The sequence below is a fragment of the Ensifer sp. YR511 genome (assembly GCF_900103045.1).
In the GTDB taxonomy this organism is placed as follows: Bacteria; Pseudomonadota; Alphaproteobacteria; order Rhizobiales; family Rhizobiaceae; genus Ensifer; species Ensifer adhaerens.
Genome location: NZ_FNGR01000021.1, coordinates 61,889 through 77,085, shown reverse-complemented (window position 1 = coordinate 77,085; position 15,197 = coordinate 61,889). Strand labels below are relative to the sequence as shown.

General features: G+C 62.4%; 17 protein-coding genes. 7 read left to right on the top strand and 10 right to left on the bottom strand.

Annotation, left to right across the window (positions count from 1 at the left end):
• Positions 1–6: 6 nt before the first annotated feature.
• Both tolR and tolQ read right to left on the bottom strand, forming a co-directional pair.
• Complete coding sequence (gene tolR, locus BLU15_RS27230) at positions 7–459, bottom strand: protein TolR (protein ID WP_034806246.1); 453 nt, start codon at positions 457–459, stop codon at positions 7–9.
• A 27-nt stretch (positions 460–486) separates the two neighbouring features.
• Positions 487–1,209 carry a protein TolQ gene (gene tolQ, locus BLU15_RS27225; RefSeq protein ID WP_034806243.1) on the bottom strand — a complete coding sequence of 241 codons (723 nt, stop codon included), beginning with the start codon at positions 1,207–1,209 and terminating at the stop codon, positions 487–489.
• Between the two features lie 294 nt (positions 1,210–1,503).
• Here tolQ and BLU15_RS27220 point away from each other — a divergent pair, with 294 nt between their 5' ends.
• Both BLU15_RS27220 and ligD read left to right on the top strand, forming a co-directional pair.
• Positions 1,504–1,815: a hypothetical protein gene (locus tag BLU15_RS27220; protein ID WP_090299759.1), complete on the top strand. Its 312-nt coding sequence runs from the start codon at positions 1,504–1,506 to the stop codon at positions 1,813–1,815.
• Entirely contained in the window at positions 1,815–3,440 is a 1,626-nt protein-coding gene (ligD, locus tag BLU15_RS27215) for a non-homologous end-joining DNA ligase (protein WP_090299757.1), read from the top strand. The genes BLU15_RS27220 and ligD overlap by 1 nt, the downstream gene beginning before the upstream one ends.
• Here the strand turns inward: ligD and BLU15_RS27210 are convergent.
• The 3 genes from BLU15_RS27210 to ybgC all read right to left on the bottom strand — a co-directional run bounded on the left by BLU15_RS27210 (position 3,437) and on the right by ybgC (position 5,501).
• The gene (locus tag BLU15_RS27210) at positions 3,437–4,330 is read right to left on the bottom strand and encodes a haloalkane dehalogenase (RefSeq protein WP_090299755.1); all 894 of its coding nucleotides are present in this window, start codon (positions 4,328–4,330) and stop codon (positions 3,437–3,439) included. The two genes, ligD and BLU15_RS27210, sit on opposite strands and share 4 nt — an antisense overlap.
• Positions 4,323–4,919 carry a TetR/AcrR family transcriptional regulator gene (locus BLU15_RS27205; RefSeq protein WP_090299753.1) on the bottom strand — a complete coding sequence of 199 codons (597 nt, stop codon included), beginning with the start codon at positions 4,917–4,919 and terminating at the stop codon, positions 4,323–4,325. Before BLU15_RS27205 ends, BLU15_RS27210 begins: the two co-directional genes overlap by 8 nt.
• A 126-nt stretch (positions 4,920–5,045) precedes the next feature.
• The gene (gene ybgC, locus BLU15_RS27200; RefSeq protein ID WP_089044521.1) at positions 5,046–5,501 is read right to left on the bottom strand and encodes a tol-pal system-associated acyl-CoA thioesterase; all 456 of its coding nucleotides are present in this window, start codon (positions 5,499–5,501) and stop codon (positions 5,046–5,048) included.
• Between the two features lie 124 nt (positions 5,502–5,625).
• Here ybgC and BLU15_RS27195 point away from each other — a divergent pair, with 124 nt between their 5' ends.
• The 4 genes from BLU15_RS27195 to BLU15_RS27180 all read left to right on the top strand — a co-directional run bounded on the left by BLU15_RS27195 (position 5,626) and on the right by BLU15_RS27180 (position 9,978).
• Positions 5,626–6,846, top strand: coding sequence for an NAD-dependent epimerase/dehydratase family protein (locus tag BLU15_RS27195; RefSeq protein ID WP_034806229.1), 1,221 nt, complete (start codon positions 5,626–5,628; stop codon positions 6,844–6,846).
• Entirely contained in the window at positions 6,843–7,703 is an 861-nt protein-coding gene (locus BLU15_RS27190; protein ID WP_090299751.1) for a glycosyltransferase, read from the top strand. Before BLU15_RS27195 ends, BLU15_RS27190 begins: the two co-directional genes overlap by 4 nt.
• Positions 7,700–8,590: an NAD-dependent epimerase/dehydratase family protein gene (locus BLU15_RS27185; protein WP_090299748.1), complete on the top strand. Its 891-nt coding sequence runs from the start codon at positions 7,700–7,702 to the stop codon at positions 8,588–8,590. Before BLU15_RS27190 ends, BLU15_RS27185 begins: the two co-directional genes overlap by 4 nt.
• A 179-nt stretch (positions 8,591–8,769) precedes the next feature.
• Complete coding sequence (locus tag BLU15_RS27180; RefSeq protein WP_090299746.1) at positions 8,770–9,978, top strand: hypothetical protein; 1,209 nt, start codon at positions 8,770–8,772, stop codon at positions 9,976–9,978.
• Positions 9,979–10,101: 123 nt separating this feature from the next.
• Here BLU15_RS27180 and BLU15_RS27175 read toward each other — a convergent pair whose 3' ends face one another.
• From BLU15_RS27175 to ruvC, 4 genes are all read right to left on the bottom strand, one after another.
• Positions 10,102–11,004: a metallophosphoesterase gene (locus tag BLU15_RS27175; RefSeq protein WP_034806217.1), complete on the bottom strand. Its 903-nt coding sequence runs from the start codon at positions 11,002–11,004 to the stop codon at positions 10,102–10,104.
• Positions 11,005–12,048, bottom strand: a complete 1,044-nt coding sequence (gene ruvB / locus BLU15_RS27170; protein ID WP_034806214.1) for a Holliday junction branch migration DNA helicase RuvB — start codon at positions 12,046–12,048, stop codon at positions 11,005–11,007.
• A gap of 96 nt (positions 12,049–12,144) precedes the next feature.
• The gene (gene ruvA, locus BLU15_RS27165; protein WP_034806211.1) at positions 12,145–12,762 is read right to left on the bottom strand and encodes a Holliday junction branch migration protein RuvA; all 618 of its coding nucleotides are present in this window, start codon (positions 12,760–12,762) and stop codon (positions 12,145–12,147) included.
• A gap of 66 nt (positions 12,763–12,828) precedes the next feature.
• Positions 12,829–13,341: a crossover junction endodeoxyribonuclease RuvC gene (gene ruvC, locus BLU15_RS27160; RefSeq protein WP_034806209.1), complete on the bottom strand. Its 513-nt coding sequence runs from the start codon at positions 13,339–13,341 to the stop codon at positions 12,829–12,831.
• A 170-nt stretch (positions 13,342–13,511) separates the two neighbouring features.
• Here ruvC and BLU15_RS27155 point away from each other — a divergent pair, with 170 nt between their 5' ends.
• Positions 13,512–14,513 (top strand): LLM class flavin-dependent oxidoreductase, encoded by a 1,002-nt coding sequence (locus tag BLU15_RS27155; protein ID WP_060518594.1) that lies wholly within the window; start codon positions 13,512–13,514, stop codon positions 14,511–14,513.
• 10 nt (positions 14,514–14,523) lie between these two features.
• Here BLU15_RS27155 and BLU15_RS27150 read toward each other — a convergent pair whose 3' ends face one another.
• A complete protein-coding gene (locus BLU15_RS27150) occupies positions 14,524–15,153 on the bottom strand; it encodes an HAD hydrolase-like protein (protein ID WP_034806206.1) in 630 nt (209 codons plus the stop codon).
• Positions 15,154–15,197 lie beyond the last annotated feature (44 nt).

Here is a 15,197-nt window from a genome sequence, read left to right as displayed (position 1 = left end):
GGACGATCACTTTTCCTGTTCTTGCAGCGTGACAAGGCCGAGGTTCTTGAAACCGGCGGCCGAGATGCGGGCCATGACCTTCATGACCGTGCCGTAGTCGGCATTGGTGTCACCGCGCACATAGATGCGCTCGTTGTAGCCGGTGGTGGCGATCGCCTCGAGCTTCGGCACCACTTCGTCGATGGCGATCGCGGTTTCCTGCAGGTAGATCTCGCCTGCCGGGTTGACCGAGACAGTGATCGGCTGCGTATCGGAATTGAGCGCCTTTGCCTGCGTTTCCGGCAGATCGATCGGCACGCCGACCGTCATCATCGGTGCTGCCACCATGAAGATGATCAGGAGCACGAGCATGACGTCGACGAACGGCGTCACGTTGATCTCGCTCATCATGGCTTTCTTGCCGCCGCGGCGACGACGTCCGCCACCCGAACCCTTGGCTCCGCCAACCGACATACCCATCAGCGTGGTCTCCGTACTCTCTGGCGATTACTGCGCGGCCTGGCGCGGGTTCTGCAGCTTCTCGTCGATCTGCCGCGACAGGATGGCGGAGAATTCGTCGGCGAAAGCTTCCATGCGTGCCGACAGCTTGCCGGCGTCGGCCGAGAACTTGTTGTAGGCGATAACCGCGGGGATAGCGGCGAGCAGGCCGATCGCGGTGGCGAGCAGTGCTTCGGCGATACCGGGCGCCACGACCGCAAGGTTGGTCGACTTCGAACCGGCGATCGCCTGGAACGAGGTCATGATACCGACGACCGTACCGAAAAGGCCGATGAACGGGGCGGCCGAACCGATGGTCGCGAGCGAGCCGAGACGGGCCTCCAGCGATTCCGATTCCCGGGCGAGCGTCACGTCCATAGCGCGGTCGATACGCATCTGCAGGCCGATCGGCGAACGGGCGCCGCGCTCGAAGCTCTTCTTCCATTCGCGCATGGCGGACACGAAGATCGCACCCATGCCGGCCGTCTGGCGGTCGGCGAGCGTGCGGTAGAGTTCTTCCAGCGACTGGCCGGACCAGAACACCTGCTCGAAGCTGTCGAGCTGGCGGCGGACGCGGCCGTAGTTCAGCGTCTTGTCGACGACGATCGCCCAGGTCCAGACGGAGGCTGCGACGAGCCCCAGCATGACCAGCTTCACGACGAAGCCCGCTTGCATGAATAGCGACCAAAGGCTCACATCGTGTGTTGCCGCGGCCAATCCAACCTGTTCCATCGTCTTCAGTCCCCGAATCCAAACACCCGGCAAGAGCGGTTCATGCTCGTGACCGGGTAGCCCAAACGTCCTGTTTGCAAGAGTGCCCGGCACCGCCGCAGATCGCACCATCGCGACCTTAATTAGCTTTAGGTTGCCTTCTTGCCGTCAATTTTGGTCAAAGGATGACGTGCACTGCACAAATCCTGATGCGATGATTAAGACACCATTATGGTTAAGAGACCGTTACCGTCGTGTGTCTTTGCAGTATCACCCGGCAGTCGGAACTTAGCGTTGCCGAGTACGTTCCTAGGGATGGCCCAACGAACGACAGGACAACGAAGCGAAGGAAAGTCCTCACCGGACTTTGATCCCCGGGACCGATTGATCCTCGCCCTTTACGCCGAGCTCAAGGCCGAGCGGGAAACCCGCGCCGCCCTGGAGGACGCACTCGCCCACGGCGTCGTATCGCTGGAAATCCTCCAGGCCATCATCTCCGATCCGGTTCCCGTGGTGACCGAGGAGGACATTGTTCGCATCGAACGGGTCCTCGCCCTCGATGCGGCCCGGTCCGCAATTCTGGCTAAGGACGCGCCGACCCTCCGGGGTCTCCGTGGAGGCGGGTGATGGCGTCCCTTCGCAGCCCGCTTGCCGAATACAACAAACGCCGCAACTTCGGCGAGACGCGCGAACCAAAGGGCAAGCTTGGTCGCGGCCGGTCCGGCCGCATGCGCTTTCTCGTGCAGAAGCATGACGCCACCCGGCTCCACTACGACTTGCGGCTGGAATGGGACGGTGTCTTGAAGAGCTGGGCGGTCACCCGCGGACCAAGCCTCAATCCGGAAGACAGACGACTTGCCGTGAGAACCGAGGATCATCCGCTGGCCTATGGCGATTTCGAAGGCACAATCCCCGAAAAGCAATATGGCGGCGGCACCGTCATGTTATGGGACAGCGGCTGGTGGGAGCCGGAAAACGATCCGGACGAGGGCTTGCGCAACGGCAAGCTGACATTCCATCTTCACGGTCAGCGGATGCAAGGCGGGTGGGCATTGGTGCGGATGCGGTCACGCCCCGGCGAAAAGCGCGAGAACTGGCTGCTGATCAAGGAGGGTGACGAAATTGCCGCCGAGGATGGCGACGTTCTGCTGGAGGACCATCTGACGAGCGTCAGCACCGGCCGCACCATGGCCGAGATTGCCGATGGGAAGGGCGAACGCAAGAAGCATGTCTGGACCTCCAAGGGGGAGGACAAGGAGGCGAAGGCCGTGACAGTCAAAACATCCAAAACCGCAACGAAGCCCAAGGACAAAGCAGCAAAGCCGGCAAAGGCGAAGCAAGCCATATCGGACGAAACCGTGCTTGGGGTGCGCATCACCCATCCGGATCGCGTCCTGTTTGCCGACCAGGGCATCAGCAAGCTCGATCTCGCCCGCTACTACGCCGTCGTCGCCGATCGCATATTGCCCCATGCGGCCGAGCGTCTCCTCTCGCTCGTGCGTGCGCCGCAGGGCGTGAAGGGTCCGCGCTTCTACCAGAAACATGCGAGCGACGGTTTTCCCGACGAGATCAAGGAAGTCCCCGTCGAGGAAAGCTCCGGCGAAACGGAAAACTACATGTATGTGCGCGACGCCAAGGGGCTGGTCGCTGCGGTCCAGATGGGCACGCTGGAGTTCCATATCTGGGGATCGCATGTCGACAAGCTGGAGATCCCCGATCGACTGGTCTTCGACCTTGATCCTGACGAGGGTCTCGACTTCGAGATGGTCAAAGGTGCGGCCGTGGCCTTGCGCGATGCGCTCGACGAGATCGGGCTGAAATCGGCTCCGATGGTCACGGGGGGCAAGGGCGTCCATGTCATCGTGCCGCTGACGGCCCGCGCCAGCTGGCCGGAAGCCAAGGCCTTCGCCAAGACCTTTGCTCAAGGTTTCGCCGATCGCGAACCGGACCGGTTCATCGCCACCATGTCGAAGGAAAAGCGCAAAGGACGCATCTTCATCGACTGGCTGAGGAATGAGCGCGGCGCGACCGCCATTGCCCCCTACTCGACCCGGGCGCGCGCTGACGGACCGGTGGCGACGCCCATCAACTGGGATGAACTGGACGATCTCAAGTCGGCCAACAGCTTCCACATCCCGGACATCCTCGAGCGGATCGAAAATGGCGCAGACCCCTGGCAGGATGTGGCCAAGATCAGGCAATCCCTGACCAAGACGATCCTGGGCAAGATCGGCGTGAACGAGGCGGACTAGGCCGCCGACGCCCCGCGCAATCCCTCGATCCACGAGCGCAATGCCGTCCCGATCGCGTGCGGATGATCCTCCTGCAGGTAGTGCGCGCCCGCGCCGAGTTTCACCAGGCGGCAATTCGCAAGCTCGTCGGCATAAGCTTCCGCCTCCGCCGGCGAGATGAGCGCACCAGGGTCGCCCGAGAACAACAGCTTGGGATATCCTGAGGCGCGAAGCGTGGCGTGATCTGCCGTACTGATAGCGTAGAACTCAGAAGGCGCGCCCTCGATCGGCAGTTCACGCGGCAGGCGCAGCACGGGGCGGCGGGAAGATGGATTCGGAAACGGTGCCCGATAAGCAGTCATTTCCTCGTCGTTCAATTGACGCAGGATCGCGTTCGGTACGACCCGTTCGATGAAGACGTTTTCCTCCAGGATCAGCCGCTCGCCGACGCCTTCAGTTCGGAACGCCCTGAACAGTTCGCGGGCCTGCGGCTTTTGATGAAACGCCTCATAAGTTTCAGCCGGACGGATATATTCCATGAAGGCGAGGCCGAGCACCTTCTCCCGATTGAGTGCGGCAAAGTGGAAGGCAAGCGCTGTTCCCCAATCCTGCGCGACCAGGAAAAGTGGACCGGGGACCACCTTTTCGATGAAGGCTTCGAGATAGCGGAACTGGTCGAGGAAGGTGTAGTCGATGTCGGGCTTGTCGGATTGGCCATAGCCGATCAGATCCGGTGCAACGCAGCGCCCGACCGGTGTCACATGCGGCAAGATGTTCCGCCAGATATAGGACGACGTCGGGTTGCCGTGGAGAAACAGGACCGTCGGTCCCGTGCCTTTTTCGATATAGGCCATCGACGATCCGAAAATGTCGACGAATGACTTGCCCGCTGCGAATGCCTCTTCACGCATGCTTCCCTCCATCAAACACGGTTGAAAAAACGATCGTCCTGAACGTTGCAAGCGGCGCCGGGCTGCGATCGACCTTCATGCGCAGCATGGCCCCCTGCCAGGCGCTGAGCAGGAAGTCGGCAAGCTCGGCCGCCGAGCCGAGCGGAGCGATTTCGCCCTTCTCCAGCCCTTCGGCGATGCAGGCCTCGAAGGGACCGCGCCACGTCGCAAAGAGTTTCGACAGATGCGCCCTGAGCCGTTCATTGTCGAAGGAGGCTTCGAGGCTGAGATTGCCGATCATGCAGCCGCGGCTGTAGTCGGCGTCAGCCAGCTTGCCGGTGATGAGGTCGATGTAGCGACGCAACCGGTCGACGGGGCGCACGCTTCTGTCGCCAAGCGCCTCTTCCACGAGGCCCGAGACATAGGCGAAGTAGCGATCGAGCACCTCGATGACGAAGTCTTCCTTGGACGTGAAGTGATTGGTGAAGGACCCAGGACGGGCGCCCGCAGCCTCGACGATGTCGCGTACGCCGGTCCCGGCGTAGCCTGTGTTCCATACGAGCTGATCGCCCGCCTTCAGAAGATTTTCACGTATCGATTTTCTGGACATGGCGAAATAATACGTACGTACGTATTATTGTCAATGCACTGAATCGAATGCAGTGAAAGCGCGCGTCCACCAACGAAAAACGCCCCTGGAAGGGGCGCCGTGTCTCCGTTCGACCGAAGGAGAGCCCTAGCTCGCGCTCTCCTTCGCATGATGGAATCTGTAGGCGAGCGCCTCGGGCAGCCGCCGTGGCCGACCCTGGCCGTTGATCACGGCGATGATCACCTTGGCGGCGATCAGCAACTGCTCGCCGCGGCGGATCTCCTGCTGCAGCACCATCTTGGCGCCGCCGGCCTTCTCGGTGACGGTGGTAATCGTCAGGATGTCATCCATGCGCGCCGGCAGCTTGAAATCGATCTCCATGCGATGGACGACGAAGACGAGGCCTTCGCTGTCGCCCTCGATCGCCAGCGTTGCCTGCTCGACGCCGAGCAGCCGCAGGAAATCGGTGCGGGCGCGCTCCATGAAATGCAGGTAGCGGGCGTGATAGACGACGCCGGAAAAGTCGGTGTCTTCGTAATAGACGCGCTGGATCAGCTGATGGCCGTTTTCGGTCAGTTCGCCTGCGAGCGAAATCAGGGACATACTTTTCTCCGAAAGAATTTCCCGTTTCCTGTGCAGGAACAAAAAGCCGTTTGCAAGCATTGCAGCCTTGTCACAATCCTATCCTATCACGTGACGGACTTCCTTTGCGATCAGGAGAACGTGCATGAAGATTGCGATTCTCGGCGGCGACGGTTTCGTCGGTTGGCCCACGGCCCTTCATTTGTCCGATGCCGGTCACGACGTTCATATCCTCGACAATCTCTCCCGCCGCTGGATCGACACGGAACTGGGCGTACAATCGCTGACGCCGATGGATTCGATCCAGGAACGCACGCGTATCTGGCATGCCGAAACCGGCCGGCGCATCCATTTCAACCTGATCGATCTCGCCCGCGACTACGAACTCCTGAAGAACTGGCTCGCCGACCATCGCCCTGACGCCATCGTGCATTTTGCCGAACAGCGTGCCGCGCCCTATTCGATGAAGAGCGACCGCCACAAGAACTACACGGTCAACAACAACGTCAACGCCACGCACAATCTTCTGAACGCGCTGGTCGAACTCAGCCTCGACGCCCACCTCGTGCATCTCGGCACCATGGGCGTCTACGGCTACTCCACCATCGGCGCGGCGATCCCCGAGGGCTATCTGCCTGTCGGCATCGAAACGATGGGCGGCGAGACCGTCAGCCAGGAGATCCTCTACCCCTCCAATCCCGGCTCGATCTACCACATGACCAAGTGCCTGGATCAGTTGCTCTTCCAGTTCTATGCCAAGAACGACGGGCTTCGGATCACCGACCTGCACCAGGGCATCGTCTGGGGTACGCATACCGAGCAGACGCGCCGCCACGCCCAGCTCATCAACCGCTTCGACTATGACGGCGACTATGGCACCGTGCTCAATCGTTTCCTCATCCAGGCGGCAATCGGTTATCCGCTGACCGTGCACGGCACCGGCGGCCAGACCCGCGCCTTCATTCACATCCAGGATTCGGTGCGATGCATCGAGCTGGCGCTCACGAACCCACCGGCGCGCGGCAGCCGTGTCGAGATCTTCAACCAGATGACCGAGACCCACCGGGTGCGCGATCTCGCCGAAATGATCGCCTCGATATCGGGGGCTGAGATCGCCCGGTTGCCGAACCCGCGCAAGGAAGCTGCCGAGAACGAACTCGTCGTGCACAACGAGAAATTCCTGAGCCTCGGTCTCAACCCGACGCGGCTGCAGGACGGATTGCTTTCGGAAATCGTCGATGTCGCCAAGAAATTCGCCTATCGTGTCGACAGAACGCGCGTGCCCGCCGTCTCCGCCTGGACCAAGGACATCGCGCCGCTGATCAACCACGACCCAGAGGGCAAGCGGCTGAAATCCGTTTCATGACATCGAACGATCCTTCGGAGGGGCTCCGCCCCTCCTCGCCTCCCCAAGCCGACCATGCCTATGTGACGCTCGTCACCAATGCCGATTATGCGCTTGGCGCCCGCGCACTGGCGCGCTCCATAACACGGACGGGCACGAGGGCCGATATCGTCGTGCTGCACACGGGCGGCGTTTCTGTCGATGTACTGGCGCCGCTTGCCGAATTCGGCTGCCGGCTGGTGGAGACCGACCTTCTGCCGCTTTCCGACGCCTTCAACGCGCGCCACCAGCGCCGGAACGTGCATGATAAGGCGCCCTTCACGAAAGGCCGAAAGCCCGACTTCCACTCGCCGCTCGACAACTTCTGCAAGCTCCGGCTCTGGCAGCTTACCGAATATCGGCGCTGCGTCTTCATCGACGCCGATGCGGTCGTGCTCCGGAACATCGACCGGCTGTTTGCCTATCCGGAATTCTCCGCTGCCCCCAATGTCTACGAAAGCCTTGCGGACTTTCATCGGCTGAATTCCGGCGTCTTCGTCGCCGAACCGTCAATGGCGACCTTCGACAGGATGATCACCCAGCTTGATGCGCCGGACGCCTTCTGGCCGCGCACCGACCAGACCTTCCTGCAAGCCTTCTTCCCGGACTGGCACGGTCTGCCAGTGACGATGAACATGCTGCAATATGTCTGGTTCAACCTGCCCGAACTCTGGGACTGGGGCTCAATCGGCGTGCTGCATTACCAGTATGAAAAGCCCTGGGAGACGGATCATCCGCGCCGGGAGACCCTGCAGCCGCTTATCGATCTCTGGCATGGCTACCTGACAGGAGACGATATTCCGGACATCGCATCGCTCACCAACCCGGTCCGCCGATGACCCGCGCGCTTGTCTCCGGCGGCACGGGCTTCGTCGGCCGCTTCATCGTCGAGCATCTGCTTCTGGCGGGGTACGAGGTTGTGATCGGCGGTCGCACGCGGGCCCCAAACACCTTCTTCAGCGGGCCTGTTGGTTTCGTGCCCCTGTCGCTCGATCCGACGATCGATCACAGCGCGGCCTTCGGCAATGTCCAGTGTTTCGTCCATGCCGCCTTCCAGCACATCCCTGGCCGATATCGAGGCGGCGAAGGCGATGATCCCGAGAGCTTCCGCCGCGCCAATCTCGATGGTTCGGTCCGGCTTTTCGAAACGGCACGCGAACAGGGCGTAGGTCGCTGCATCTTCCTGTCGAGCCGCGCGGTCTACGGAACGCACCCAGCAGGCGCCGTGCTGTCGGAGGGATCGACCTGCCATCCCGAGAGCCTCTATGGCGCGCTCAAGCTTGCGGCGGAGCGGCAATTAGAACTGCTGGGCACGGACGACTTCAGGACAGCAAGCCTACGCGTCACCGGCGTCTACGGAGCACCGGGCAACGGGGCGTCGCACAAATGGCAGGCCCTGTTCGACGACTATCTGCAGGGCCGCCCGGTTGCACCGCGGGCCGGCACGGAAGTGCATGGCGACGATGTCGCAGCCGCCGTGCGCCTCGTGCTCGAAGCGGAAACGCGCCGCTCACCGGTTTCGGTCTTCAACGTCTCCGATATCCTCGTCGACAACAGCATCATTCTGGAAATCGTTCGCCAAATCACCGGTTGTATGAACGACCTGCCCGAACCGGCCGCATTGACCGAATTCAACGCGATGGACTGTGGCCGTCTGCGCGCGCTCGGCTGGACGCCGGGCGGGCTCCCGCGGCTGCACGAGACGATCGAAAAGCTGCTCGGCTGAGACGCTGCGTAGAGCCGTTCTGTGTCGATCAAGGACTCCTTTAAGGAGTATTAATTTACAATTTAATACCCAAGGTTGCCGCCGAAATTCCGAGCTATGTTGGCTGCGCGGAACGGTTCCGGTCCGTGCAAAAAGCTCAACCCTCCCGTCGATCGACGGCGCTTCGAAGGAAATCAATCATGCCTATCGAGACGTTGAATCCTGAAGTCTGGAAGCTTGTCGGCACTTTGAACGGTGAATGGAAAACGAATGGCGGCAAGGATTTCGGCTGGGGCACGGTCAAGACCTCATCGCAAACCTTGACTGCAAACGCCTTGCTTTCGGTCTACAAACTGATGCGCGGCAACCAGAATCTGACGCGCGACTACTACCTCGTCGTCGGGGATGTCTATCACGGCATCCAGGGTTCGCCATCCACTCCGTCGTCCAACTGGGTATCGGTCGGCTTTTACGCCAATCACATGAAGCTGCGCCTCGAGACGAACTCGCAGCAGGCGCGGCTCGTAACGTTCGGGCCGAACAGCACCGTCGAGCAAGCGACGATCAGTTTCTCGATCGGCGGCGAGCTCAGCGCCGAATACAGCAAGGAAGGCCCGAAGGGCGGCGCCTCGCTCAGCGCCAATGTCGGTGTCAGCTTCACGGCCTCCGAGGTTTCGTTTGCGGCACGCCCCGCAACGCAATCGATCGAGTGGCAGGCGAGATTGCCCCATGTCGGCTGGGTTTCGGCGGGAGTGCCGGCAAATCCCGGTCGCCCGTCCTATGCCGGTTACATCTGGAATGCGGCCGCGATCATCGAGGTCCCGCAAGGCGCGACGCCCAACTTCAAAGGGCGCTTCGAAGTGGACTTCGAGTTCAATTGGACCCGCGGCATTCGCAAGCGGTCGTTCACGCCCGAGATCGATCTCGTCTACCAGTCCCTTACCAGGACGGGCACCAGCGACATCGAGGTTATTCCGCCGCTGCCGACGATACTGGAGACATTGCGCTCCCTCGCCTCTTCGACCGGTCGGGACGGCAAGACCGACACCTTCCTGGCAGCGCTGGAAAACTCTCGTGTGATCGATGCGCTCGGCGACAGCAATCTTGACCAGATCGTCATCGCGCCAACCAACCTGGCCGTCCAGACCTACTTCGACCAGCACCCGCAAATCGCGCTCGAGGCCGTTTCGCCGGCAAACCAGGCCTGGCTCGATAGCTGGGTCGCCGAACGGATCATCAGCACACCGCCCGGCTCTGTTGAACTGGCAACACTCAGTGCGTCGATAAAGAGCATGAGCGAGGGGGAATGGTACCAGTGCGCGGACGGCCTGCTACTGGTCACCGGCACCTATGAGGTGGCGTCCGGCCTGCGGCGCGCAGTGCGAAGCGGAGCCATCAGGGCCGCCTGACGCACCGTGACAAACGGGCGCTGCTCGGCTCAACAGAGCGGGCGGGCGGAAGCAAACAGGCCTGGCGTCGTCTCGATGCCAGGCTCTTTCAGCGCAAGACCGGACGAACCCGGAATTTGTCGCTCAGCCGAGATCGATCACCACGATCTCCGGCGGCATGCCGAAGCGAACCGGCGCAAGCGAGCAGCCGAGACCGCCGGAAACGATCAGATTGCAATCGTTCTCGGTCACATGGCCGTAGGCGTAACGCTCGCCGAAACGCGAGGGCACGACCGGCGCATAGCCGAGAAACCGCACCTGGCCGCCATGGGTATGGCCCGACAGTGTCAGCGCGACACGCGACGGAACACGCGGGAACACATCCGGCTCATGCGCCATGAGGATGACCGGATCAGTATCGCTCACCTGGGCGAGCGTACCGTCGAGATCGTCGAGACCGCTCATGCGCTTGCGTTGCCACTTCTTGCCGGGCACCAAGGCAAGCTGATCTTCGAGGCCAGCGATCCAGAAGCCCTGCCCCTCCTTCTCCAGTCTCACCGCCCGGTTGCTATAGACGTTGATGCCGACGTCCTGCAGCGCCTTATGCCCGAAGGTCGGCCCGCCGCCGTTCTTCTGCGCGGTCCGGTCTTCCCACCAGTCATGATTGCCCATGACCGCGTGGACGCCGAGCGGCGCCTCGAGTGTGGCCAGCGCCTTCGACCATTCGCTGGAATGCACATAGCTGGTGACGAGGTTCATGCCGGCCACATAGTCGCCGAGCAGCAGCGTGATATCGCCGCCAAGGCTGTTGGCCTGCCGGCAGATCGAAGCGATACGGCTTGCCGGCATCCAGGGCTCGCACGCGTGGATGTCGGTGAGCACGACGGCGCGCAGCTTGAGGCCCGGTGTCCAATTGGGTGGCGTCAATTTGTATCGGGTGACGTTCAGCCGGGCCAGAGGTTCGACGGCAAAGGCGTAGCCGCCCAGTGCCGCCATGCTGACGATACCGCCGCCGATCAGTTTCAACAATCCGCGGCGGCTGATCATCTAGTCGTCGTCCTCTAATGTCAGGCGAAACTGGGTCGCCTCCATCTCCTTGGGGGGATTAAGGCCGATATGTTTCCAGGCATTGGCGGTCAAAATACGGCCGCGCGGCGTGCGTTGGATGAAGCCCTGCTGGATCAGATAAGGCTCGATGATGTCTTCAATCGCATCACGCGGCTCCGAAAGGCCCGCAGCTATGGTTTCGATGCCGACGGGACCGCCGCCGAAGTTCTGCGCGATCATGAAGAGGTAGCGCCGGTCGAGCTGGTCGAGGCCCATATTGTCGACGAGCAGCCGCGTCAGCGCCTCGTCCGCGAGCTCCTTGGTCACGGCTTCGGCACGCGCCACTTCGGCGAAGTCGCGCACCCGGCGCAACAGCCGGCCGGCGATGCGCGGCGTACCGCGGGCGCGGCGGGCGATCTCGCGGGCGCCGTCGTCGGTCATGCCGAGGCCCATCAGCCGGGCGCCACGCCGGACGATCGATTCCAGCTCTTCGACCGTGTAGAAATTGAGCCGCACCGGAATGCCGAAACGGTCGCGAAGCGGCGTCGTCAGAAGCCCGAGGCGGGTGGTTGCCGCCACCAGCGTGAACTTCGACAGGTCGATCTTCACCGACCGCGCCGCCGGGCCTTCGCCGATGATGAGGTCGAGCTGGAAGTCCTCCATCGCAGGATAGAGGATTTCCTCGACGGCCGGATTGAGCCGGTGGATTTCGTCGATGAAGAGCACGTCGCGCTCTTCGAGATTGGTGAGCAGGGCCGCGAGATCGCCGGCCTTGGCGATCACAGGGCCGGAGGTCGAGCGGAAATTGACGCCGAGCTCCTTGGCCATGATCTGCGCCAGCGTCGTCTTGCCGAGCCCGGGAGGGCCGACGAAGAGCACGTGGTCCAGCGCCTCGCCGCGATTTTTTGCCGCCTCGATGAAGATCTTCAGGTTGGCGCGCGCTTCCGCCTGGCCGGTGAAGTCATCCAGCGTCTGCGGGCGCATGGTCGCATCGAGGTCTTCACCGCGCTTTTCCGGCGTTATCAGGCGTGCGGCGTCAGTCATGCGTTCGTTCCATTCGGTCGGGCAGCTGAGCGCTGCAACCCGTCATCATGCCGGGCACGATGCGTTCTGCCTTCTGTGCCCAGCCAAGGCAAGCGTTCATCGCGCCAGTTCTTTCAGGCCAAGGCGAATGAGCTTGGCGCTGTCGCCGCCTTCGCCGCCGTTCTTCAAGGCCGCCGCAACGGCATTGGCCGCCTGGTCGCGCGAGTAGCCGAGATTGGTGAGCGCCGAAACCGCATCGGAAACCGGCGCGGAGGCGACGCCTTCGCCAAGCTCCTGCTTGAGGCCGATCGAGGCCGACATCTCGCCGGCGAAGGACGGCGCCTTGTTCTTCAGTTCCGTGACGATGCGCACCGCCACCTTGGGCCCGACACCGGGCGCACGGGAGACGGAGGTCTTGTCCTGCAGCGCGATCGCATTGGCCAATTCCCCCGGCGTCAGGGTGGAAAGCACGGCCAGCGCCACTTTCGAGCCGACCCCCTGCACGCTCTGCAACAGCCGGAACCATTCCCGCTCCAGCGCCGTCAGGAAGCCGAACAGCTTCAACTGGTCTTCGCGCACATACGTCTCGATGAAGAGCACCGCCGCCTCGCCCGCCGATCCGAGCCTGGACAGCGTGCGCGCCGAACAAAAGGCAACGTAGCCGACGCCATGCACATCGAGCACGACGTGATCCTCGGCGATCTCGTCGATGGTACCCTTCAATTTGCCGATCATGTGGCGTCTCTCGCGGTGGGTTCTGGATGGTCATCGGACCATCGGAAATTATCGTGTCGGGCGCAACTACGCCATCAATGCGGCAAGCCGGCTCGTCACCGATTGCCGGTTGTGGGCATGGCAGATAGCGATCGCCAGTGCGTCCGCCGCATCGTTGCCCTTGAACTCGGCCTTCGGCATCAGAACCTTCAGCATCATGTGGATCTGCTGCTTCTCGCCATGGCCGACACCGATCACCGCCTTCTTGACCGCGTTCGGCGCATATTCGGCGACCCTGAGGCCTGCGCGTGCCGGTACCAGCATGGCGATGCCGCGCGCCTGGCCGAGTTTCAGCGTCGCTGTCGCGTCCTTGTTGACGAAGGTCTGCTCCACCGCCGCCTCGTGTGGCTGATAGCTGTGCACCACCTCGGCAAGGCCGTCATGCAGCTGGCAAAGTCTGGAGGCGAGGTCCATGTCGCCATCCGACGTCACCGTGCCCGAGGCGACGAAACGCAACGAATTGCCGAGCGTCTCGATGATGCCCCAGCCGGTACGACGGAGCCCCGGATCGATGCCGATGATGCGAATCGTGGTCTGCATGAATTTCACCCTATGATGTCAGTCCGGACGCTGCCAGCAAAAAGTGAACAAAACAAAAACATACGCACAGTTGAGGCGCGGCCTCAGGTTTTCTTCGGCACCGCCCTTGGATTGAGGAAAATTGAGCTTACATAGCCTTGCATCAATTTCTCTCAATAAAGGCCTTTACCATGGCGACTTTCTCCGTCCTCGATCTTTCCCCGATCACTGAAGGCGGCAGCGTCGCCCAATCGCTGGAGAATTCGCGCCGTCTGGCCCAGGCGGCCGAGGAGAACGGCTACACCCGCTTCTGGCTGGCCGAACATCACGGCATGAAGGGCATCGCCAGTGCGGCGACCTCGATCGTGATCTCGCACGTGGCGGCAGCGACGAAGACGATCCGTGTCGGCTCCGGCGGCATCATGCTGCCGAACCACTCGCCGCTTGTCATCGCCGAACAGTTCGGAACGCTCGCCGCCCTCTACCCCGGCCGCATCGACCTCGGCCTCGGCCGTGCGCCCGGAACCGACATGCGCACCGCCCAGGCCCTCCGACGCAACATGGAGGCGAGCGGCAACAACTTCCCGAACGACGTCGTCGAACTGCAGGCACTGCTCGGCCCCGTCGCCGAGGACCAGAAGATCATCGCCGTGCCCGGCGCCGACACCAATGTGCCGATCTGGCTGCTCGGCTCAAGCCATTTCAGCGCCCATCTCGCCGGCATGCTCGGCCTGCCCTTCGCCTTCGCCTCGCATTTCGCGCCGGACATGCTGCTCTCGGCGCTGGAGATCTACCGCGAGCGCTTTACCCCCTCCGAGACCCTTGCCAAGCCGCAGGTGATGGTCGGCGTCATGGGGGTTGCCGCCGATACGGACGAGGAGGCGAACTACCTCTTCACCTCCATGCAGCAATCCTTCGTGGCCCTGCGCCGCAACGCGCGCGGGCAGTTTCCGCCGCCGGTCCAGTCGATGGATGGGCTTTGGAGCTATGACGAGAAGATCTTCGTCGACCATTCGATGATGTATGCGGTGGTCGGAGGGCCAGAGACGATCCGGCGCAAGATCGGGGCGTTCCTCGAGCAGACAAAGGCCGACGAACTGATCATCTCCATGCCGATCTTCGACATGCAGGCGCGGCTGAATTCGCTTCGCCTCTTCGCCGACGCCCAGCGCGATCTCGCCAAGGCGGCGTAAAGCCGGCCGATCAGATCGCCCCGAAAGCGGGTGCGATCTCTTCCAGATTGGCAAAGAACCGATCCGGCCCGAGCCCTTGCAGGAAGACCGGGTCGGCATAGCCCCAGGCAACCGCACCGGCCGCCACGCCCGCCTTTCGCGCCGCATCGATATCGCGCGCCTCGTCGCCGATCGCCAGGATGCGAGCCGCATCGAGGCCGGAGTGCCGGATCGCACGCTTGAAGTGCTGTGCCTTGCCGAAAAGCGCGGCACCGCATTCGAAGAGATCAATCGTCGCTGCCGCTTCGCCGAGTGCGGCGCGAATACCCTGCTCCGCGTTCGAACTCACGATCGCAATGCCGATGCCCGCCGCCTTCAATTTCCAGAGAAGCTCAGCGGCGCCCGGAAACAGCCGGACGCTTGCCGCTTCAGTCGCCATAGCACGGCGCATGAAGGTGGCGATCTGCGGCAGTTTCCAAACGGGCACGCCGAGATGCGCGATGATCTCGCGGCTGCCCATGGTGCGCAACGACTGGAACTCCTCGACCGAGAGTTCGCGGAAGCCGTAGCGCCGTGCAGCCGCGTTGCACGCCGTCATGAAACTCGCCGCCGTATCGGCAAGCGTGCCGTCGAAATCGAAGATCGCGAATTCATAGGTCATCGAGCCATCCAAAGAAAAACCCGCGGCCTTTCGGACGCGGGTGA